General features: G+C 38.8%; 23 protein-coding genes. 8 read left to right on the top strand and 15 right to left on the bottom strand.

Annotated elements, in window-relative coordinates; genetic code table 11:
- Positions 1–47 precede the first annotated feature (47 nt).
- Together miaB and ACHZBG_RS09715 are read right to left on the bottom strand one after the other, a co-directional pair.
- Positions 48–1346 (bottom strand): tRNA (N6-isopentenyl adenosine(37)-C2)-methylthiotransferase MiaB, encoded by a 1299-nt coding sequence (gene miaB, locus ACHZBG_RS09710; RefSeq protein ID WP_320129263.1) that lies wholly within the window; start codon positions 1344–1346, stop codon positions 48–50.
- On the bottom strand, positions 1343–2227 hold the full coding sequence (locus tag ACHZBG_RS09715; RefSeq protein ID WP_320129264.1) for a bifunctional 5,10-methylenetetrahydrofolate dehydrogenase/5,10-methenyltetrahydrofolate cyclohydrolase: 885 nt from the start codon (positions 2225–2227) through the stop codon (positions 1343–1345). Before ACHZBG_RS09715 ends, miaB begins: the two co-directional genes overlap by 4 nt.
- Before the next feature lie 208 nt (positions 2228–2435).
- Here ACHZBG_RS09715 and ACHZBG_RS09720 point away from each other — a divergent pair, with 208 nt between their 5' ends.
- The 8 genes from ACHZBG_RS09720 (at position 2436) to ACHZBG_RS09755 (ending at position 9110) form a co-directional block, all read left to right on the top strand.
- Entirely contained in the window at positions 2436–3026 is a 591-nt protein-coding gene (locus ACHZBG_RS09720; protein ID WP_320129265.1) for a TP0733 family outer membrane beta-barrel protein, read from the top strand.
- A gap of 11 nt (positions 3027–3037) precedes the next feature.
- Positions 3038–4237 carry a hypothetical protein gene (locus ACHZBG_RS09725; RefSeq protein WP_320129266.1) on the top strand — a complete coding sequence of 400 codons (1200 nt, stop codon included), beginning with the start codon at positions 3038–3040 and terminating at the stop codon, positions 4235–4237.
- Positions 4238–4471: 234 nt separating this feature from the next.
- Positions 4472–5011 carry an RNA polymerase sigma factor gene (locus tag ACHZBG_RS09730; RefSeq protein ID WP_320129267.1) on the top strand — a complete coding sequence of 180 codons (540 nt, stop codon included), beginning with the start codon at positions 4472–4474 and terminating at the stop codon, positions 5009–5011.
- On the top strand, positions 5008–5277 hold the full coding sequence (locus ACHZBG_RS09735) for a hypothetical protein (protein ID WP_320129268.1): 270 nt from the start codon (positions 5008–5010) through the stop codon (positions 5275–5277). The genes ACHZBG_RS09730 and ACHZBG_RS09735 overlap by 4 nt, the downstream gene beginning before the upstream one ends.
- Positions 5274–6245 carry a zinc ribbon domain-containing protein gene (locus ACHZBG_RS09740; RefSeq protein ID WP_320129269.1) on the top strand — a complete coding sequence of 324 codons (972 nt, stop codon included), beginning with the start codon at positions 5274–5276 and terminating at the stop codon, positions 6243–6245. Before ACHZBG_RS09735 ends, ACHZBG_RS09740 begins: the two co-directional genes overlap by 4 nt.
- A 39-nt stretch (positions 6246–6284) precedes the next feature.
- Complete coding sequence (locus tag ACHZBG_RS09745) at positions 6285–7457, top strand: glycosyltransferase (RefSeq protein ID WP_320129270.1); 1173 nt, start codon at positions 6285–6287, stop codon at positions 7455–7457.
- The gene (locus ACHZBG_RS09750) at positions 7430–8482 is read left to right on the top strand and encodes a glycosyltransferase family 4 protein (RefSeq protein WP_320129271.1); all 1053 of its coding nucleotides are present in this window, start codon (positions 7430–7432) and stop codon (positions 8480–8482) included. Before ACHZBG_RS09745 ends, ACHZBG_RS09750 begins: the two co-directional genes overlap by 28 nt.
- Before the next feature lie 10 nt (positions 8483–8492).
- Positions 8493–9110: a TVP38/TMEM64 family protein gene (locus tag ACHZBG_RS09755; RefSeq protein WP_320129272.1), complete on the top strand. Its 618-nt coding sequence runs from the start codon at positions 8493–8495 to the stop codon at positions 9108–9110.
- A gap of 45 nt (positions 9111–9155) precedes the next feature.
- On the opposite strand, the gene ACHZBG_RS09760 is transcribed toward ACHZBG_RS09755, so the two are convergent.
- From ACHZBG_RS09760 to ACHZBG_RS09820, 13 genes are all read right to left on the bottom strand, one after another.
- The gene (locus ACHZBG_RS09760) at positions 9156–9773 is read right to left on the bottom strand and encodes a phosphoribosyltransferase family protein (protein ID WP_320129273.1); all 618 of its coding nucleotides are present in this window, start codon (positions 9771–9773) and stop codon (positions 9156–9158) included.
- A gap of 15 nt (positions 9774–9788) precedes the next feature.
- Positions 9789–10550 carry a type I methionyl aminopeptidase gene (map, locus tag ACHZBG_RS09765; RefSeq protein ID WP_320129274.1) on the bottom strand — a complete coding sequence of 254 codons (762 nt, stop codon included), beginning with the start codon at positions 10548–10550 and terminating at the stop codon, positions 9789–9791.
- Positions 10519–10989 (bottom strand): transcription antitermination factor NusB, encoded by a 471-nt coding sequence (gene nusB, locus ACHZBG_RS09770; RefSeq protein ID WP_320129275.1) that lies wholly within the window; start codon positions 10987–10989, stop codon positions 10519–10521. Before nusB ends, map begins: the two co-directional genes overlap by 32 nt.
- A 1-nt stretch (position 10990) precedes the next feature.
- Positions 10991–12040: a peptidylprolyl isomerase gene (locus ACHZBG_RS09775; RefSeq protein ID WP_320129276.1), complete on the bottom strand. Its 1050-nt coding sequence runs from the start codon at positions 12038–12040 to the stop codon at positions 10991–10993.
- A 65-nt stretch (positions 12041–12105) separates the two neighbouring features.
- Positions 12106–12525 (bottom strand): hypothetical protein, encoded by a 420-nt coding sequence (locus ACHZBG_RS09780; RefSeq protein ID WP_320129277.1) that lies wholly within the window; start codon positions 12523–12525, stop codon positions 12106–12108.
- Between the two features lie 71 nt (positions 12526–12596).
- On the bottom strand, positions 12597–12980 hold the full coding sequence (secG, locus tag ACHZBG_RS09785) for a preprotein translocase subunit SecG (protein ID WP_320129278.1): 384 nt from the start codon (positions 12978–12980) through the stop codon (positions 12597–12599).
- 16 nt (positions 12981–12996) lie between these two features.
- Positions 12997–13749, bottom strand: coding sequence for a triose-phosphate isomerase (gene tpiA / locus ACHZBG_RS09790; protein ID WP_320129279.1), 753 nt, complete (start codon positions 13747–13749; stop codon positions 12997–12999).
- A 3-nt stretch (positions 13750–13752) separates the two neighbouring features.
- Complete coding sequence (locus ACHZBG_RS09795) at positions 13753–14931, bottom strand: phosphoglycerate kinase (protein ID WP_320129280.1); 1179 nt, start codon at positions 14929–14931, stop codon at positions 13753–13755.
- A gap of 112 nt (positions 14932–15043) precedes the next feature.
- A complete protein-coding gene (gap, locus tag ACHZBG_RS09800; protein ID WP_320129281.1) occupies positions 15044–16048 on the bottom strand; it encodes a type I glyceraldehyde-3-phosphate dehydrogenase in 1005 nt (334 codons plus the stop codon).
- An 81-nt stretch (positions 16049–16129) separates the two neighbouring features.
- On the bottom strand, positions 16130–16900 hold the full coding sequence (locus ACHZBG_RS09805; RefSeq protein WP_320129282.1) for a hemolysin family protein: 771 nt from the start codon (positions 16898–16900) through the stop codon (positions 16130–16132).
- Positions 16897–17397, bottom strand: coding sequence for an rRNA maturation RNase YbeY (gene ybeY / locus ACHZBG_RS09810; protein ID WP_320129283.1), 501 nt, complete (start codon positions 17395–17397; stop codon positions 16897–16899). Before ybeY ends, ACHZBG_RS09805 begins: the two co-directional genes overlap by 4 nt.
- 16 nt (positions 17398–17413) lie before the next feature.
- Positions 17414–19678: an HDIG domain-containing metalloprotein gene (locus tag ACHZBG_RS09815; protein WP_320129284.1), complete on the bottom strand. Its 2265-nt coding sequence runs from the start codon at positions 19676–19678 to the stop codon at positions 17414–17416.
- Entirely contained in the window at positions 19675–20661 is a 987-nt protein-coding gene (locus ACHZBG_RS09820; RefSeq protein WP_320129285.1) for a PhoH family protein, read from the bottom strand. Before ACHZBG_RS09820 ends, ACHZBG_RS09815 begins: the two co-directional genes overlap by 4 nt.
- Positions 20662–20664: the final 3 nt, after the last annotated feature.

Genomic DNA, 20664 nt, shown 5'->3' on the forward strand with positions numbered 1-20664 from the left:
GGAGCCCTTTTATTATAAGGCTCCTTCTTGTATAGAATTGTAATTATCTATATGACTAGGTTTCCTGTGTAGGTATTACCCTTCAACCCAGTTAAAAAGACAGAGACAAAACTACCTATTTCGGAATTGCCGTTGAAGACCACCATTTCGTTATGCTCTGTTCTTCCAAGCATCTCTTCCTTATTGTTACGTGAAACCTGGCTAACCAAAACTTTTACGGTCACTCCTGTACGCTTGGATTTTTCTTTTGCAAAAATCTCGTGTTGCAAGGCAATCAATTGTTCCAGTCGTTTTCCTTTTTGATCTTCGGGTATCTGGCCTTTCATATCCATGGCCTTTGTACCTTCCCTTGGATTCCAGTAATACATGAAAGCCTCAATGCAGCACATTTGTTCAAGTAATGAAAGCGTCTGTTGATACTCTTCCTCGGTCTCTGAAGGAAAACCAACCATTACATCAGTTGCATATGTAACCTCAGGGATTTCATTTTTGATCTTGGTAATCAACGCTTGAAAAGATTCCCTGGTATATCGACGATTCATAAGCTCAAGAATACGGGTGTTGCCACTTTGCATCGGAATATGCAAATGTTTCGCTACCTTGGGTTCTTCCTTGATTACTTGTATCAATTCATCCGAAAAATCTTTTGGATGAGGACTTTCAAAACGAATCCAATCAATAGTTCCGGCAACTGCGCATATTCGTTTCAATAGAGATGGGAAGGTGACGATATTCCCATTGTCGTCAAAATGGTAGCTGTTGACATTTTGCCCTAGCAGGGTTACTTCCTTGACACCCTTGGAAGAAAGGTATGCAACTTCCGAAAGAATATCCTCAACAGGGCGAGAAAGCTCCCTGCCCCGGACATACGGAACAATGCAATAGGAGCAAAAATTATTACATCCATTCAATATTGGTATATAGGAAGTGACATCACCATCCTTATAATACGAATTTCCAAATCCATAGGTATCGTTATGTTCCAAGAAATTTCCGTCAGGAGAAGTAAGTACTTCGACAATCTTTTGTTTATCATTGTTTCCGATTACATAATCTACCTGTGGAGCTTCTTTTTTCATATCCTCGAGAAGTCTTTCAGCCATACAACCAGTTACGATGAGAATCAGTGGGTGAAGAGTTTTCACATGAGAGAAGAAACCTAGTCTTCCCCAAATCCTGTTTTCAGCACTTTTACGCACGGAACAAGTGTTGAGGATAGCGCAATCAGCTGCTTCAGCAGTTGTAGAAGGAACAAGTCCTGCTCCTTTCAATTGAAGTTCAAGGGCATTGCTTTCGGCGACATTCATTTGACAGCCATATGTTTCGAGCCAGTAACTATGAATCATTGATTATCCTTTTGAGAAAGTTGCATCGCTGCTTGGAAGGTGTTTTTCATGAGCATTGCGATAGTCATGACACCAACTCCCCCTGGGACAGGGGTAATGGCAAGGCAGTTTTCCTTTACATGTTCAAAATCTACATCACCTACCAGGCGATAACCCCGTTTCTGGGTGGCATCCTCAATACGGTTTATACCGACATCAATTATAACAGAATCTGGTTTGACCATATCAGCTGTTACAAAGAAAGGCTTGCCTATTGCCGAAATGAGAATATCTGCCAACTTGGTGATTTCCTTGAGATTTTTCGTTTTCGAATGGCAGACTGTTACCGTCGCATCTCTGCCTTTTTGCATAAGTAATGCAGCCATGGGTTTTCCGACGATATTGCTTCTTCCCAATACAACTACATGCTTACCTTGGGTTTCTATTTTATAATAATCGAGTATTTCCAGAACTCCCTTGGGTGTGCAACTGACAAAACAGGGAAGTCCGATAAGAAGTTTGCCTACTGTCTCTGGATGAAAGCCATCGACATCCTTGCGACTGTCTATGGTAGCGATTACAAGATTCTCATCCAATCCTTTTGGCAGGGGCAATTGAACAAGTATCCCATGGACTGAGGAATCTGCATTCAAGGTCTTTACAAGACTTAGGAGTTCTTCTTGGGAAGTATCTTCTGGTAAAGAATAATCCCTATGTCCAAAACCTAAAGAAATACATGCTTTCTTCTTGCCTTTTACATAACTTTGGCTTGCCGGATCATTTCCGACGAGAATCACCGCCAAGGTAGGGGCAAATCCATGTTCTTCAATAAAATCGATAGTCTTCTTCTTCAAATCTACATAAACTGCTTCAGTTACTTCTTTTCCAGTCAATAGCTGCACGTGAACCTTCCTTACTTTATTCCTACAATATCCCAAAACAGGTGATTGAGGCAATAAATCACTGCTGGTGATTTGCCTTTTCCACAACCTTGCTGATATACTTGCGATACGGTATGAATATATTAATGTTTTGGATATGATACGAGAAGATGAGTTTGTAACAAAATGCTAAAAGTTTTGTTATAAAGTCAATAAACATGAGGTAACCATGAAAAAAAGAATAATGCTATTTATGATAGCAATTTTACTCCCTGTCTCAATGTACTCTGCCCCTTTTTATGATACAGGGAGCCAGATGTTTTCCTTTAACGTTGGAACTACCATTCCGGCCTTTGAGTATTTTTTCTCTGATGGTGAATTCTTGACCGGACTTGGAGAAGGCAATACAGGTATGAATGCCGGTGGCTATGGAGCTATCAGTTACCAGGTGTTTACTACACCGAGATTTGCTATCGGTGGTGAAATTGGATATAACTTCAATTATACTGCAGAGGATGAGTTATTTACTGCAGTTCCTTTTTTTGCAAAGATAACCTATTTTCCCGTGCAAGGAGTGGTCGACATTCCTGTGTCCCTGGGACTTGGAGCTGCTTTCATCAAGTATGGTGATGGTTCCTTGATGACTTTGTATGCAAATATCGGACTTGGTATTACGTGGTACCCTATCGATCATTGGGGTTTTGGCCTTACTTCGGGCATATGGATTATACCTGAACTCAATTATACGGAAGCTATCACGGGTGACGACGCAATAGCAGGTTTTGTTCCTATCACTTTATCAGTGACTTATCGTCAATAGGAGTACCTAGCATGAAAAAATCTTTGCCAATACTAATTTTACTCACCCTCTTGGGTTTTATGGTTTCCTGCAATAGTGATGCCTCAGAAGGAATTTTCAGGCAAATCAGCCAGACTACGACTCCTGCTGATATCGTGTATTCACGACTTTTAGGGTTAAATACTGCAAAAGATACTTTGTTTTTTCAAACAGCGGATGGTATTTATAAGATTGCCAATAGCTCAGTCAATAGCGCTAGTAAATTGGTTGAAAGTGCAGAAACAAAATTAATCAAGGCATCAGCTTATGATCCTTCTGTACATAAGCTATATGTGCTGACCAATGGAACAGATACCTTCAAGGCGTACGATGAGGATGGTACGGCTCAGCCTGATGTTTCTGTTACATCAACAACTCTTTCTTCCTCTTCTTTTATTATTAATAATATGTATTCAAACAGAATGCTGGTACTAAAGGGAAGCGATGCTGCATATGAGATAACTTCCTATGATGGCAGTAGTTTTAATTCCATTGCTACCTTTTCTTCTTCATTGGTTAATGGCTACGGTCTCGACAATTTCTTGATGCAGACAACCAAGCATATTGATTCCGCGGCACCTATCATCATCTCCTTTGTAAACAGTGACGATACAGATAATCCTATCTACAAACATTATTTAGTTGATCCTACTGGTGCTGTAAGTTTGATTGATGACATTACGGATATTCGGATCGCAAATTTCTATTATGATTCGACTCATAGTAATTTGTACGTTCTTACCTATGATGGACTTTTATATCGGTATACTGGTGTTGATTCCACTTTAGCAAGTACTATTAGCAACCATTACACTCTCAAGGATTCTTCCCAGGATTATGTTGACAATGCCTTTTTCTATCCAGTGTTTGATTCTGACGGGGCTACCATGTACTTGATTTCCAAGAACTCTACAAAAGCGAGTTCCCTGTACATCTATACAATTGCAAATTACAATACAGCAGCTCCGACATTTAGCAAAACTACCTCAATAAGCAAAGGCTATGCCTCATATCTGGACTCATCGAATATTGTCAGTGCCTTGGCTCTTTCTTCCGTTGGCACAGATCCCATGAATCTCTTGGTGGCAACAAGAAAGAACGGTATGTATCAACTTACAATCAGTGTTGATTCTGCCAATGTAAATTCAACTGACAATGGATCATCTTCTGACTCGGAAGTATATTCTTTCTGATGTTTTGAAAAGTATGTTTGGATAGGGATAGTAAGGCATCCCTATCCTCGGTCTTTTTTATTTGACTTAAGACAGATCAAGGGTATGCAAACATATAGATATTGCCAATTATCAGTCATTGAATTGACTCCATTTCAACAAAAAATAAAATAAAATAAAAAAATTACAAGAATATTGCAACCAAAAGGGATTTCCTTCGTGTAATAAAGCGAGAGCTATAGAGAGGGTTTTGTTTTGGACGAGAAGAAACTTATTAAAGGTGCCCAAAACGGAGATAAAGACTCTTTCCATCGCTTGATAGCATTTTATTATCCGTATGTTTTTAAGTACCTTTTGAAAACATCCAGGAATCAACAGATAGCGGAGGATTTGACACAAGAGACTTTTATTCGGATTATCAAGGGCATTGAGGGATTTGATAGTAACGGAAAAGCAAAATTTTCCACATATCTTATTACCATTGCAAAAAATATTTTTATCGACTATACGCGAAAAGAAGGGAAACTTACGATAAGTTATGATGAATTGGAAATTTCCTCAAGCTTTGCCTTGGACACGAAAGTTGTTGATAAGATCGAACAGGATGAATTGATGGAATTGCTTGATTCCTTACCTGAAGAACAGGCATTGCCCATACGTATGAAATATATAGAGAATCTGACATTACAAGAAATATCAGATCTAACAGGAAAGAAACCTATGACGATAAAAAGCAGGATTCACAATGGTACCGTCAAGCTACGTGAATTATTGAGATCGAGGAGAAAATCATGAATGGCAAGCAATTGGATGTTCCTGTTTCCCTAATGGCTCAAGTTGATAGAAAATGTTCTCAGATAAAGCTTCAAAAATTCAATAGAAGGCTTCGAAGAGTATTTGAAATATTTTCTTTATTTCTCATTATTGGACCTTTCAGCCTTGTTTTTCTAAATTTTGACGCCATTGGTTTTCTGCTCCCCTATTCAATATATTTTTCCTTTGCTTTGCTTATCCTTATTCCTATCTTTTTAGGAATTTCAAAAGGAGATTTGACACGGTGAAAACCTTTGATGTAAAAATCCAGGCATTGCATTTCAAACGGTTGGTCATTGGTACTATAGTTATAATGTTCTTGTTGGGATGTATTCTTTCAATTTCACTTTGGGCCATATACCATGAACGTTTTATATTTGCATATCGCTATATTAAAGTCAGGGAATTAATTGAAGATGGAAGGTTGGACAATGAGCAATTAAAACAAGAATTGCTTATGCTCTCTGCTCAATCCTCTGAGCTAGTGGATATTTTGATCCTTGGGAAGGACAATAAAGTTCTCTTTAGTGCAAAAGAATCGGAATTCGGAAGAGAATCCTATTTTATTTTGCAGAGTGACGGAAAAAATCCACAGGATACTCATCGTTATTTAGAACAAGTTTCCAACCCAAAAAACTCCTTTGAATTGGTAAAACACGAAAACTTCTTTTTCTCAAAAAATATGTTTGCACCAGGAATGAAAATATCAGAAGCTTATCAAGATTCGAATTTCTTTGAAAATAATTCTATGGAGAAAAGAATATTTCTCTTGGGTTATATAATAGAAAAATCCAGTGGAGACAAAATTTATTTTATTGGTACGCTGCATCCTGAGAAATATTCAAAGTTGTATTCAACTTTAGTTGAGGCTTATCTGGTCTTGGCGTTTATGTTGTATTGGGTCTACCTTGCATTATGGGTGTATAGGGATTCCTATAAAGGTAAACTGGACCAAGGTCTTTGGGGAATAATATTGCTTTGTACCAATATTGCAGGGTTGTTAGTATATTTACTCTATAAACAAGGGAACCAGACTTGTTTTCATTGTGGGGCTGTTCAAAATCGCATGAATATATATTGTATATATTGTGGTGAACAATTGAAATCTACTTGCCCTACTTGTGGAGAGGCAATCCCTGATCGTGGAGAATTTTGCGGAACCTGTGGTTCAAGGTTTGTTGACAATGAAAAAGAGAACAACCATGAAAATCAATGAAATCAATATTTGCCAAATTAGGAAAAAGAGAATTTTTACATGAAAATACTACTGACCACGGATCTTTTCTTACCTGCAGTCAATGATATCGTGACATCTGTAATGAATCTAAGGCAAGCACTCAGAGAAAAAGGTCATGAGGTTCGGATACTGACTATATCTCCGATAGAATTGTCTTATTTTGACAATGAAGTATATTATATCGGTTCAATGAAGCATCCAATCTATCAGGATAGGTATGCTGCTTTTCATCTTCCTTCAGACAGTTTGAAGGACATCCTTTCTTGGGCTCCTGAAATAGTCCATTCACAATGTGAGTTCTATACTTTTAATTTTGCAAAGACTATTGCAAAGAAAGCCGACATACCCTTGATTCATACTCATTATTTATTCATGGGAAATTATTCTCACTATACTTGGTTGCCAGAACAGACAAGAGAAAAAGCTTTGAGTCATACCTTAAAGAATCGTCTATCTAAGGCTTGCAAGATTATTGCACCATCTCAATATGTGCATGATACTTTACTGGAAATCGTTTCAGCTGAAAAGATAGTGACTATTCCTCTTGGTATCGATCTTGAGAAATTTAAGAATGGACAGGACCCAGAAAAAACGCACCTTCTCAGGGAAAAACTAGGGATTGAACAAGATTGCCCTGTCTTGATTTCCATAGGAAGACTGATGCAAGAAAAGAACTGTGAAATGCTGATCAAGAATATGGTCTCCATAGTGCAGTGGAATGCAAAAGTAAAACTTCTCTTTATCGGAGAGGGACCGATGCGTGAAAAACTGGAGCAATTAGGTTATTCCTTGGGTATTTCAGAAAATTTGATATTCACTGGAATGATTACTCCTTCAGAAATTAGTTTGTATTTCCAGATCGGAACAGTTTTTGTAACAGCTTCTACTGAAGATACCTTGGGGATTACCTACAGGGAAGCCTTGGCAAGTGGTCTCCCCGTAATTTGCAGAAAAGATTATTGTTTGGAAAAAGATATAATCAATGGATTGAATGGATATGTTTTTCAATCAGAAACAGAATTAACAAATACTATTAAAAATATACTTTTTGACAAAGAATTATTGAAATCTTTGTCAACTAATGCCGTGTTGATTTCAAAACGATACGCATTGTCAGAATTTGGTGCATCAATGGAGGCTGTCTATCTTGAATGCATTGAGCAATGGCAAAAAAAAGGAATAAAATCTTGAATACTATAAATATGCTTTCAAAGGCCGATATGGTCAAAGGCCATGGGGTTTTGTCTGCTCATGATGAACAAGTCCAACTTATAAAGGAAATGTTACCAAATTTCTACACAGTATATGAGAACTCCTGGAAGACTTGTGATATCCTTCATTTTCATACAATAAATCCAAGTTTTTATATCAGATTGCTTTTTAAGAATAGAAAATCCATAAGTGTAGGATATGTTCATTTCATTCCGGAAACGGTTGAAAACAGTATTCATATTCCTCGATTATTTAAAAAAATTTTCTATAGGTACATTATACATTTTTATAAAAAAATGGATTATCTGGTTACTGTAAATCCAATATTCATAAAGAAATTGATGTCCTATGGTATAGAAGAAAGTAAAATAAGTTATATACCTAATTTTGTTTCAGAAAAAGAATTTTACAAACAACCTGCAAAAATGAGACAAGATCTTCGGTTGCAATACAACATAAGAAAAGATGCATTTGTTGTCTTGTGTGTTGGTCAACTGCAAACAAGAAAAGGTGTCTTTGACTTTGTAAAGATTGCAAAACAAATGCCTGATGTTCAATTCGTATGGGCAGGGAATTTTACTTTTGGACATATTTCCGATGGTTATAAGGAGATCAAGAAATTACTTGATACTCCCCCTTCCAATGTTTCTTTTCTTGGATATATTGAACGAGAAAAAATGATCGGTTTATACAATCTTTCCGATGTAATGTTCCTTCCTTCCTATGGTGAACTTTTTCCGATGACTATCTTGGAAGCAATGTGTTGCGAAACTCCAATTTTAGTAAGGAAATTGGAATTATATGATTCAATATTGTTTGATTTTGCTTTGCAAAAGACGACAAATGATGAATTTATAATGACTTTACGAAAAATGCAAGACGAACGTTCTTATTATGAAGAGGTAGTGGATATGTCCAGAAAAGGAAAGAACTTTTATAGTAAGGAACATGTATCCCAACTCTGGAATACTTTTTATCATACAATTTCTCTAAAAAAGAAATAATGAGGACCTAATGACAAAACGAGAAAACAAAGATTTTTCCCGATATATACATATACTTTCAATTCTTGGAATACTGGTGTGTGCGGCATTCTGTATATATGGAATTCATAAAGGAATTTTTACATCACAAAAGGCTATGATGGCTTTCCTTGCACCCTATGGTGTCTGGGGGCCACTATTGTTTGTTTTATTGCAATTGGTTCAAGTAATAATTCCTATTATTCCAGGCGCTATGGGATGTGCTGCCGGAGTATTGATCTTTGGTCCTTTCATAGGTTTTATTTATAATTATATTGGAATTTGTATTGGCTCGATTCTTGCTTTTTTGATATCAAGAAAATATGGAATGATCATTGTAAAAAGCATGGCGTCACAAAAAGTATATGATAAATATATCGGATGGCTTGAAAAAGGTAAAATGTATGAAAGACTTTTTGCCATTGCAATCTTTCTGCCTATGGCCCCAGATGATTTTCTCTGCTATCTCAGTGGTCTTACAAAAATGAGTCTGAAGAAATTTACCCTGATCATCATTCTCTGCAAACCACTTTCAATTTTTCTCTATAGTCTAGGTCTTGCAAAAGTAATACAGGTTGGTGCAGGGGTTATCGGAAATCTCATTCATTAAAAAGCCTAAAATAATCTAGTAATTATTTTAGGCTTTTTGCAGTGGTTATTTATCGCCTCTGACATAATGAAGGATATCACGTACTTCAGGGTCATTGTATTGTGCGTCAATTTCCTCAGAAGTCAAACCAAGGAACTCATGGCAATTATAATGAATCCAACGTTCATCCTCTTGCGTCTTCAGCACGTGCTTGCGACAATAATAGTCTGGTTGTATGGGAAGAGGCTCTTCGTCTTTATAGAGAGGCACCTTGTAGTCATAGACAGCTATTTTAATATCTTCTCGAGGAATTCCCTTCTGCATTACTACGTGGCCAAGAGCATTCACAGTCTTTCCTGTATCAAAAATGTCATCGACAATGAGAATTTTATCACCGGTTCTCAAATGTTCCGGGGAATATGTCCAACCATCAACCATCACATTACTTTGACTACGCAGATATCCATAGGAACGTGCTACAACCGCTGCATAAAACACCGGTCTACCATGTTCCCTGATCCTGACCATTTTGTAATACTCACTGAACACATTGGCCATATAGGCACCACCGCGTAAGGAAGCATAGATGATATCAGGTACGAAGTGATCCTCAGAATACATCTTATGAACGAGTTTGAGTGCACTGTCACGAATCGTATCACCTGAAATAAATTCCTTTACCATGTTAAATCATCCTTGTTAGTCTTCAACGGTCAAAATTTCCAAACCATTTTTTGTAATGGCTATGGTATCTTCAAAATGGACGGAAGGTTTTCCATCAGCTGTAATTACTGTCCAGCCATTATCAGTTTCCCTGATATTTTTAGTTCCTAAATTGATCATTGGTTCAATTGCAAGGACCATTCCTTCCCGTATCCTGGAATTTGGCATATAAGAACTAGTGTAATTAGGTATTTCGGGTTCTTCATGTACGGCAAGCCCTACTCCATGTCCACAGTAATCCCTTACGACTCCGTATCCATTCGCATCGGCAAGCTTAAAGACAGCAGCTCCAATATCCTGGATCCTTGCGTTCTTCTTGCCAGCGGCCTCAATACCGAGGACAAGACATTTTTCTGTAATTCTACAAAGTTTTTCCCATTCCGGCTTCGTCTTTCCTCCAATGATGAAGGTCCGTGCCATGTCAGAAAAATATCCATTCATATTTATGCCAAGGTCAATGTCAACTAAATCGCCAAGGGCAATCTTTCTTGAACGAGTTGGAATACCATGAATGACTTCTTCATTGATAGAAATGCAAGCAGTACCAGGGAATCCTTCAAAATTCAAAAAGGCTGGCTTTCCGTTGTGATGAATTATAAAATCGTAGCAATGCTGATCAATATCATGGGTCGACATCCCCGGTTCCAAATATGTTTTCAAAGAGTTCATCAGTCGAGCTGTCAAATGACATGCTTCCCTGATACCCTCAATTTGCTGAGGATTCTTCAGTTGAATCATTGTTAGCATTACCTCCAATGGGAAAAAGTTGTTTTTGCATAGTATCCAATATACCATTGATGAACTTGTAATTTACCTCAGTGGAAAAATCCTGTGAGAGTTTTACACCTTCATCAATAATTATATGTGGATGAATATCGCCATAGAGAAAACTGAATACACTCATTCTCAAAATATTTCTGTCAACCGCATCAATACGATTAAGCGGTCTATTAAGAGAAAAACGAGTAATGAGCGCATCAATTTGCTCAAGGTTCTCTATTGTCCCGTTTACAAGATATCTTCCATACAGCTTAACTTCATCTTCGAGTTCTGAATACTCTTCATCAGTCATGCCACTAAATCCCATGGGAATATGGTCTTTATCCAGTTCTTTGTTGAAATCCATTGCATAAAGTGTTTGCAATGCTAATTCCCGTGCTTTGTGTCGTGTCTTCATATTACTTCTTATATAGTATCGTCACAGTCGCATTCTTGCGTAAATCAGATACCAAGGAATTTATTGCAGCATAATAAACTTCCTGCTGCTTGGAACTTGAAAGTTGTGATTTGATATAATCTGAGATTGTACTTGTGGTATTTGGATTTATAGGATCAGTCAAGGCGAGGATTTTTGAATCATTATAAGCAAGGACTTTCAAGATATGATACCCAGTCAATGAAGTGACAACAGAGCTGACTGAACCTACCTCAGTAGAAAAAGCTACATCAAAAAAATTCTGGCCAAGACCTGCAAGGGCATCCTTGTTATCCATGGTCAACCAACCGATATCCCCCGCCTTGGTTTTGCTTTGGGCATCCTGGGAATATTCTGCAACTGCCTTTTCAAAAGAAAGCGTACCTGCCTTGATTTGCTTGTCTATATTCTCAAGAAGTGTTTTGTTCTTTGCATCAGTATCTTTATCCGTGGAAAATGGAATGTAGATATGACTAAGCTTAACGGTTTCAGGGCTGACGAATTGAGTCTTGTTCTTTCTGTAGAAAGATTGAATCTCTTCTGCTGTTATTGTAATAGGTTTATCTATATCAGCACTTTTCTTCATCCTTACATAGGAATCTACCATCAATTGTTCAGCTAACATTTTTTTATAGGCTTCAACACTACCGTAGTTAGTATTGATCAACTGTGTAAACTGATCATCAGTCAAACTTTGGGAATAGCTCTTTTCAATATTTGCCTTTTGTGAAGCATAGGCTTGGTCAATCATTACATCAGTTATCTTGACACCATCACGTTCTGCCCCTTGTTTAAACAGTTCGTTGTTAATCAAGAGATTCAAAACTTGCAAAGGATCTACTGTAGTAGGATCCTGTCCGTTTTTTGTCGCAGAATCTTGATATTTCCTAACTTCTGTATCCAATTCTGCAGTCGAGATCGGAGTAGTCTTTATGAGCTTTACCATAGCGGCAGGAGCGTTTATCGCTGCTGAAAAAAGCATTGGGGAAACAAGGCAGAGGATTGATATTAGTACTAAAAAAAATCTTTTCATGATTACTCCTAAAGATACTTGATAAAACACAAGGCATGTTAATACAAACTATAACAAAAAATATATTAAAACGATACTTTTAAATGTTTTCCCACCGCTTTTGCATAATCTATTTTTGCAATGAGTTCACTTTTCTTAAGATACATTCCTTCTTTTTCCATAACCTTCATCAAAGTCTGAAGAGTCTTCATGGATCTCAAGCCCCCTTTTGTTACAAAAGCAAGGCATCGCTTTCCAGAAATGGATCCTGCACCTTTAAGGAAAGAGGAAACTATAGAAGGAATCTTTCCTCCAAAAAAAGTCGTTGTTTCTGTTCCAACAACAAGATAGTCGTAATATGAGACTATCTTGCCGGCTTCGAGATTCATATCGAATACATCAACAATATGGCCCTGGCTAGCAATACCTTCGCTCAATGCATTGGAGATGTCTTTTAGATTTTTCGAATCCTTGTTTGAAGAAGCATATAACACACAAACTTTCATTGTTTATCCTTTAAACAAATACCGACCGCACATAATGCGGCCGGCAGTCAAAATATAACCAGGCTACCGTCCTAGTTCGATGCGGTAGGTGCTGTTGTGGTTGTATCAGTCGTTGTTTTCACTGTGGCAGCAGGTGCAGTAGTAGCTTCGGATTGCTTCCACCAATCTGAAGTTTGCTGTACTTGTTCAGTGGTAACAGAATTGAGCAACTTGTCTTGAGACGGAGTCTTGTTGACGTATGCTACTAATAATGCAAGTACCATGAACGCTATAGCCAACCCAGTAGTTGTCTTTGTAACAACACTGCTGGCATGCGATCCAAATGCAGTATTACTACCACCACCAAAGATGCCACCAAGACCTTCGCTCTGTTCATCCTGTACTGCTACGAGGAAAATCAGAATGAGGCTGATTAACACGAATAATACCAACAAAATAACGCTCAAAACACTCATTTCTATACTCCGCTAATCACTTATCAAAGGTAATAATTGGAAGAAACTGCTCAACTGAAAGAGAAGCACCACCAACTAAGGCACCATCGATATGTTCTTTGGACATTAAAGCCTTCACATTTGAAGCCTTCACTGAACCACCATACTGTATTATCAGCTCTTCTGCAACACCCTTTGTATAGAGTTTTGCGATAAGAGAACGGATAAAGGCATGAGCATTGTCAGCATCTTCAGGAGTTGCTGTTTTTCCGGTACCGATTGCCCATACAGGTTCGTAGGCAATAGTAATATGGCTCATTTGTTCGGCGCTTACATCCTTGAGACCGACAGTAATCTGACGTGTAAGGACTTCTTCAAGTTTATCAGCTTCTCGCTCACTCAAGGTCTCCCCAACACAAAGATCAATATCCATTCCTTCTGCAAGTGCAAGCAAAACTTTTTTATTGATGAATTCATCTGATTCACCATAAATTGCCCTTCTTTCACTATGTCCAAGAATTACATTGGTAATACCAAGGTCCTTGAGCATGGCAGGACTTACTTCACCAGTAAAAGCCCCACTTATATGATCATTCATATTCTGTGCCGCAACAATTATGTTACTGCCCTTGACAGCTGCAAGAACAGATGGAATCGTAACAAAAGGAGGCGCAATCATGACTTTCGTATCGACACCTTCAAGAGCCTTTGCCAATTCCTTGGCAAAAGCGGCTCCCTCTGAAGGAGTCATATTCATTTTCCAGTTTCCTGCGATATAAGGTTTTCTCATCTTTTATTTCTCCAATGCCTTAATTCCTGGAAGCACTTTGCCTTCAAGGAACTCGAGTGATGCGCCACCACCAGTACTTACATGACTGATTTTATCGGCAAGATCAAATTTATTGAGTGCTGCAACAGAATCACCACCACCAACAACCGTAATTCCCTTGCAAGATGCAAGTGCCTTTGCTACGGTAAGTGTACCATTTGCAAAATTCTCAAACTCAAAGACTCCCATCGGGCCATTCCAAACAACACTCTTTGCTGTCTTTACAGCATCCACTATCAACTTGACTGTCTTTGGACCAATATCCATACCGATCATTCCATCAGGAATCTCAACACTATCAATGGTTATGGCCGGAGTGGTCTCAGAAAACTCAGCACCACAAAGATGGTCTACAGGAAGTATTACAGATACACCCTTTTCCTTTGCTTTAGCAAGGAAGGAAATTGCTGTATCCCTATATTCTTCCTCTACAAGACTCTTTCCTATTTTATGCCCTTGGACTTCCAGGAAGGTATAGGCCATCCCACCACCAATAACAATGGTATCGCAAGTCTTGACCAAACTTTCCAGAACACCTATTTTGCTGGAAACCTTTGAACCACCAATGATTGCCACAAAGGGTTTCTCAGGGTTTTCCAACAGAGGGGCCATGAATTTAATTTCTTTTTCAATAAGGAAGCCAGCATAGGAAGGAAGAAAATGAGAAACACCTTCCGTAGAAGCATGAGCCCTATGGGCAGTTCCAAAAGCATCGTTTACATATATATCACCAAAAGCAGCCAAGGCTTTGGCAAACTCTGGATCATTTTTTTCTTCACCTTCATAAAAGCGGACATTTTCTAAAAGTAAGACTTCACCGCTTTTCAAATTCTTTACCAAGGCAGAAACCTCATCACCGATTACATCCGGTGCAAGCTGAACAGGTTTGCCTAGTTCTTCACTGAATTTCTTTGCAATGGGAGCCATCGAAAATTCTGGATTCTTTTTCCCTTTTGGTCGCCCAAAATGACTCATTACGATAAGGGCGGCACCCTTGTCGAGCAAATACTTAACAGTCGGGAGTGCTGCCTTGATTCTGGTATCATCAGTCACTACACCATCTTTCAAAGGTACGTTGAAATCAACACGGAGAAGAACTTTCTTCCCGGCACAATTGCATTCTCTAATAGTATTTAAAACCATGGTTTTCCTCTTTTTTTCGTGATGTTCATTATCATATTCCAAACATCTATATTCCTGCAAAGGAACGTCAGGCCTGCTTTAAGGCAGGCCTGACAGCTAAAAGTAGCAAAACTTATTTGACCAGCTTCTTGGCAAGGTCGACAACACGAGTGGAGTAACCCATCTCATTGTCATACCAGCTCAAAACCTTGAACATTTTCTCGCCCATTTTCATGGTCAACAAGGAATCAAAAATTGAAGAGTGGTTATTGCCTACAACATCGTGGGATACGATTGGGTCTTCGGTATACTCCAGTACATAGCCCATAGGACCTTCACTGGCTTTCTTCACTGCTGCATTGACTTCCTCAACGGTAGCATCGTTCTTGAGCATTACAACAAGATCGACAATCGAACCAGCTGGTGAAGGAATGCGCATTGCCATACCATTGAGTTTACCCTTCAATTCAGGGATAACCTCTGCAACAGCACGGGCAGCACCAGTGGTGGTAGGAATAATTGAAACAGCACCGGCACGAGCTCTTCTGAGATCCTTGTGGGGTTGATCAAGCATTACCTGGTCATTGGTATAGGCATGAACAGTTGTCATCAGACCCCGTTCAATACCAAAAGCATCATTCAAAACCTTGGCCAAAGGAGCCAAGCAGTTTGTAGTACAGGAAGCATTGGAGAATGCAACGGCAGTAGGATCAATCTGGTCGTCGTTTACACCGCAAACGATGGTCTGGTCAATCTTGTCCTTTGCAGGAACAGTAAGGATAACTTTCTTGGCGCCAGCCTTGATGTGATCCTTGTAACCGCCTCTAGGGCCTTCTGCTGTAGCAAATACACCAGTGGATTCAATAACAACATCAACACCAAGCTCTCCCCAGGGAAGTTCGGAAGGTGTGCGTACGGCAAATACGGGAATGGACTTCCCCTCAACAATAATGCTGTTTTCGCCAGCAGCTACGCTTTTGGCATAAACGCCATAGGTTGAATCGTACTTCAAGAGATGTGCAAGGGTTTTTGGATCGGTCAAGTCGTTAATACCGACAATCTCAATGTTCTTGTCTTCAAAAGCAACTTTAAATACGTTGCGGCCAATTCTTCCAAAACCATTAATTGCAATTTTCATTGTTTGTTTTCCTCCGAGAATTCTTTATGTGTATCGATAATAATATACTGTTTTCCGTTGCAAAGGGTCAACGTATATATCTTATGATTTAACAACCAATTTTAATCTGTTAATTTTATGCCCCTCAATATCCTCTACCGTAAAGATAGCCTGTGAATCCTCGATTGATTCTCCCTTGAGGGGAATCCTACCGAACAACTCAAAAACATATCCTCCGATAGTTTCGAAATCTTCATCCGCCAAATGCAACCCTACTGCCTCATTGACCAATTCAATGGGGGTCCTGGCTTCGATTGCATAGGTTCCGACTTCTAATTTACAAATTTCCTCTGCTTCATCTTCATCGAATTCATCTTGTATTTCCCCGACGATGACTTCAAGAATATCTTCCATGCATACAATTCCACTGACTCCACCATATTCATCAATGGCAATCGCAATATGAACCTTGCGCATCTTGAATTCTCTCAACAAATCATCAAGATGCTTGCTTTCAGGAATAAAATAAGGTTTACGCATAAGAGTCATTGCTTCAAAATTCTTTTCAATACCTTGCCTGAGGATGTCTTTTGCGTAAAGGACACCTATGATATTATCTATCGTTTGATCAAATACAGGGTATCTGGAATATCCTTGTTCCTGAATGATCTCATACAAATCAACAAGGGTAATATCAGAAGGGATGAACTGGACATCAATTCTGGGGACCATGATCTCCCTGACCGTCTTGTCCTTCAGTTCGCGAATCCCTTCGATCATAGTCCGACGTTCCTCAATCTCTTCTTGCTCTTGTTTCAAAGAAGCAGAATCGGATTGTTTTTTCTCGAACAGACCTTTCCATGGAAAAATCAAAGTTGCTTACCCCCAAGTCGAGATAAAAGTTCCTCTTGCTGTCTTAGCATCGGTTCGCTTTCCTCATTGGTCTTATGATCTCCTCCAAGAAGATGCAAAACACCATGAATCAAAAGCCTGAACAATTCCTCATCTATGGAAACAGTAAAGGATTGTGCATTTCTTTGCAAGGTATCAAGAGAAATAACGATGTCCCCAAGAACTATATTCCCCTCCTCTGGCTCATCTCCCTGTTCATAAGAAAAATCAGGCCAATCGAAATCATTGATCTCATCTGTCTGAACAAAAGAAAGAATATCTGTTGGTTCATCTTTCGCTCGATAGGTTTTATTCAGCTCCTGAATAGTTGCATCGGAAGCAAAAGTTACAGAAATTTCACTATTCTCTTTTTTGAGTTCTGCCAATATAGCCTTCAACCGAGAGACTACAAGGTCTTCTGGGGCTAATTTTTTGTATTGCTCTTCTTCATATGAAATATCAAGTATCGGTTCATTCATGCAATGCTCCTGATCGTCATAGTGTTTTTGTAATTTTAGCATTCACTGACTGCGTATTGTCATCCTGAAGAATTTCGTCGGGATATTCAATACGATGATGATCCCTTCCAATCAAGGTTTGTAAAAAAGAACTTCCGACCACATCAAGATCAGTAAGGGAGAGCCTTGAATGTTTCAACTGATCCCTTTCTATCTTACCCAATATAATTGAATGAATTAGTTTATCGTACTTTGCCGGATTGGGCTTTTTCAAAGTTCTGCTTGCTGCTTCTACACAATCAGAAAGCATAACGATTGCAGCCTCAGGGGATGTCGGGGGATTTCCATTATACGAATAATCCTCACGTTTGACTTCTCTTCCTGTTTTTGCAGCCTCTTGTTTTGCCTCGTTGTAAAAATAATGAATCACATCATCGCCATGATGTTGGGCAATGATATCAAGGACTTCCTGGGGTAGCCCTGCGTCTCTGCCTTTTTCTATGCCAAGCTTCACATGACTTTTTATAATTGCCACTGACAGGCTTGGTTTTATATCATCATGTTTGTTTTCTTGCCCTTGATTTTCAACAAAATATTCAGGATGATCCGCCTTGCCTATATCGTGATACATCCCCCCTACTCTTGCAAGCATTGCATTTGCACCGATTGCCTTTGCCGCATTATAAGCAAGTTCGGATACATACCGGCTATGGTTATAGGTCCCCTGGGCCAAGGCTCCAAGCCTATCAAGTACAGGGCTATCTGCAAATGCAAGTTCACTGAGTCGATAAGCAGTAGGAATATTAAACAAACGTTCGAAAAGAGGAACCAAGACATCAACCAACACGATTGATATTGTAATATTGATAATAAGGCCACCCATAAAAGGTATTATGGCTGAAAAAGCAATGCCTGATAAAAGATTCAGGCAAAGAGCAAGAAAGCTGCTTGAAATACATGCGTAGAACCAATTGAAAACATCATCAAGTCTTTTTCCTGAGAATTGGAAACAGTAAAGGCAACTTCCAGCTGCCGCCATACCAAAGAAAAATGTAATGGAAGTACTCTGGGGCAAGATCATGGTATAGCTGGAAAGAAGAAAAGCTGTAATCAACCCCAATCGTTTCTTGCTAGTGATATGAGAGATGAATACTGGGGCAAAAAGGATGGGGAGATACGAATCCAGCATACTGATAGCAGAATTTGTTATAAACCGGGAAAGAAAATATAAAGCCACTTCACTTGCAAGTACAGAAATCAGCATTAAGTTTGTATACAAATAGAAACGTTTATCATCCCTCAGGACCATCAAGAATAAGTACAAGGAACCAAAGGTGACAATCAAGATGAAGACACTTCTGCCGAAAAGTTCCATCCAGGAATATTGCAATGTGGAGTTGGTCATTTTTGATAACAAATCCAATTGTTCATCTGTTATGACTGTATCATGGGTAATTATCTTCTGTCCTTGTTTTATATTTATATATATGGGGGTAAGGTGTTTTTCAATGTTTGTTTGTAAAAAGAGAGTAGTTGCCTCATCATAGACAACATTTTCTTCAGAAAGCAACCGTAATGCATCGAAAAGCAACACCGGCTGAAAATCAGAATACTGCTGTACATAGGGTACTAACCAAGAATGAAGGGCCTCTTCTAGATTTTCCTTTGTCATGGCCTCTTTCAAAGGTAATTTTTGTATTGAATCTGCTTTTTTTAATGAAATTTTATTCGTCATTGAATAAAACTGGTATCCTTGTTGAATCAAAGCATCTATATCTTTTTGGGAGAAAAGACCGTTTTGCAATAAAATCTCCATTGCAGCAGACACCGCTTCAACCATCGTGGTCCTGAGTTCATTAGGCAATGTAGAGAATCTTCCAATAACATTTGCAGTATCATAAATGGAATTATCTGAAAAATAATTTTTTAGTACTGCCTGCGCTGAAGCAGGTGTATTCCAAGCTTCCTGGAAAGCTTTCAGTCGTGCCATGGAGGTAGCCGTTCCGTTAAGGGAGAAAGAAAAAGAAGGTGTTATTTTTGCATATTCTTCTTTTCTGCGCTCATTGGTCTTATCGACATCAAGATATTGAAAAGAAGAAGTTGCAAATACATCTTCGTTTGCAAGTTGTCCGCTTTTGTATTTACTGGAAATGGAACGGATAGTTCCCGATGGATTACTCAACAGAGCTATTGGAATAAACATGGCACAAGTCATGATCAAGATTGTCAAGACAATCAATAAGACTTGCTCCTGTCGTTGAGCTTTTAGCCCATCAAAAGATCTTTTCATGCGTTTGCTCATTGATGATTGCCTCTTGCTACCACTTGGTCCTGTTCTGATATATACGCTTCGATGATTTTTTGTATGATTCTGCTTCTGACTATATCACACGAATTAAAAGTAACAATTTCAAGCCCATCTATTCCCTTGAGCAGATTCATGGCATGGATCAACCCACTGTCTTTATTACGTGGTAAATCGACTTGGGATATGTCTCCTGTTATAATAGCCGAGGCATTTTCCCCTAGTCTAGTCAAAAACATCTTCATTTGTTCCTTGGTGGTATTTTGCGCTTCATCCAAGACTAAAACGGCATTTTGGATGGAACGTCCTCTCATATAGGCCAACGGTGCAATCTCTATACTTCCATTTTCCTCAAGGCGACGAATATGGGCAATCGGAACCATGGTTTCCATAGCATCATATAATGGCCGAAGATAAGGATTGATTTTTTGGGCAAGATCCCCAGGAAGGAATCCAAGGTTTTCTCCTGCCTCTACAATTGGTCTGGTAAGAATCAGCTTTTGGCATTTTCCTGATAAAAGAAGACTTAATGCATAGGTAACTGCCAAATAGGTTTTACCTGTCCCCGCAGGACCGATACCAAATACAATCTGATTGTTTTCCATGGCTTTTATATATTGTTCTTGTCTAGGACCTTTTGGATAGGCAATTTTATTCTGTACACATATGAAAGATTTTTCTTCATACTCTTTTACAGTGCTTGCCTCATATGCCGAAGGAATGTTCTTCAAACTTTGAAATTCCATGAAAATTTCAGCTTCACTTATTGTAATATGCTTATTAGCAATCTTTTTTAGCCGTAAAAGCAAGGAAGAGAATAGAATACCTTTTGTTTCATCAGTGCCAAGATATGAGAGACAGGTACCTTTCACATAGAGATCCTCTCCCAATAACATCTCCATATATGGTACGAATCGATCGTTGATCCCACACACCCTACACATTTGCTCTTCGTCATCGAATTCGATATTTCTACCCATCTA

Source organism: uncultured Sphaerochaeta sp., assembly GCF_963676625.2.
Classification (GTDB): domain Bacteria; phylum Spirochaetota; class Spirochaetia; order Sphaerochaetales; family Sphaerochaetaceae; genus Sphaerochaeta.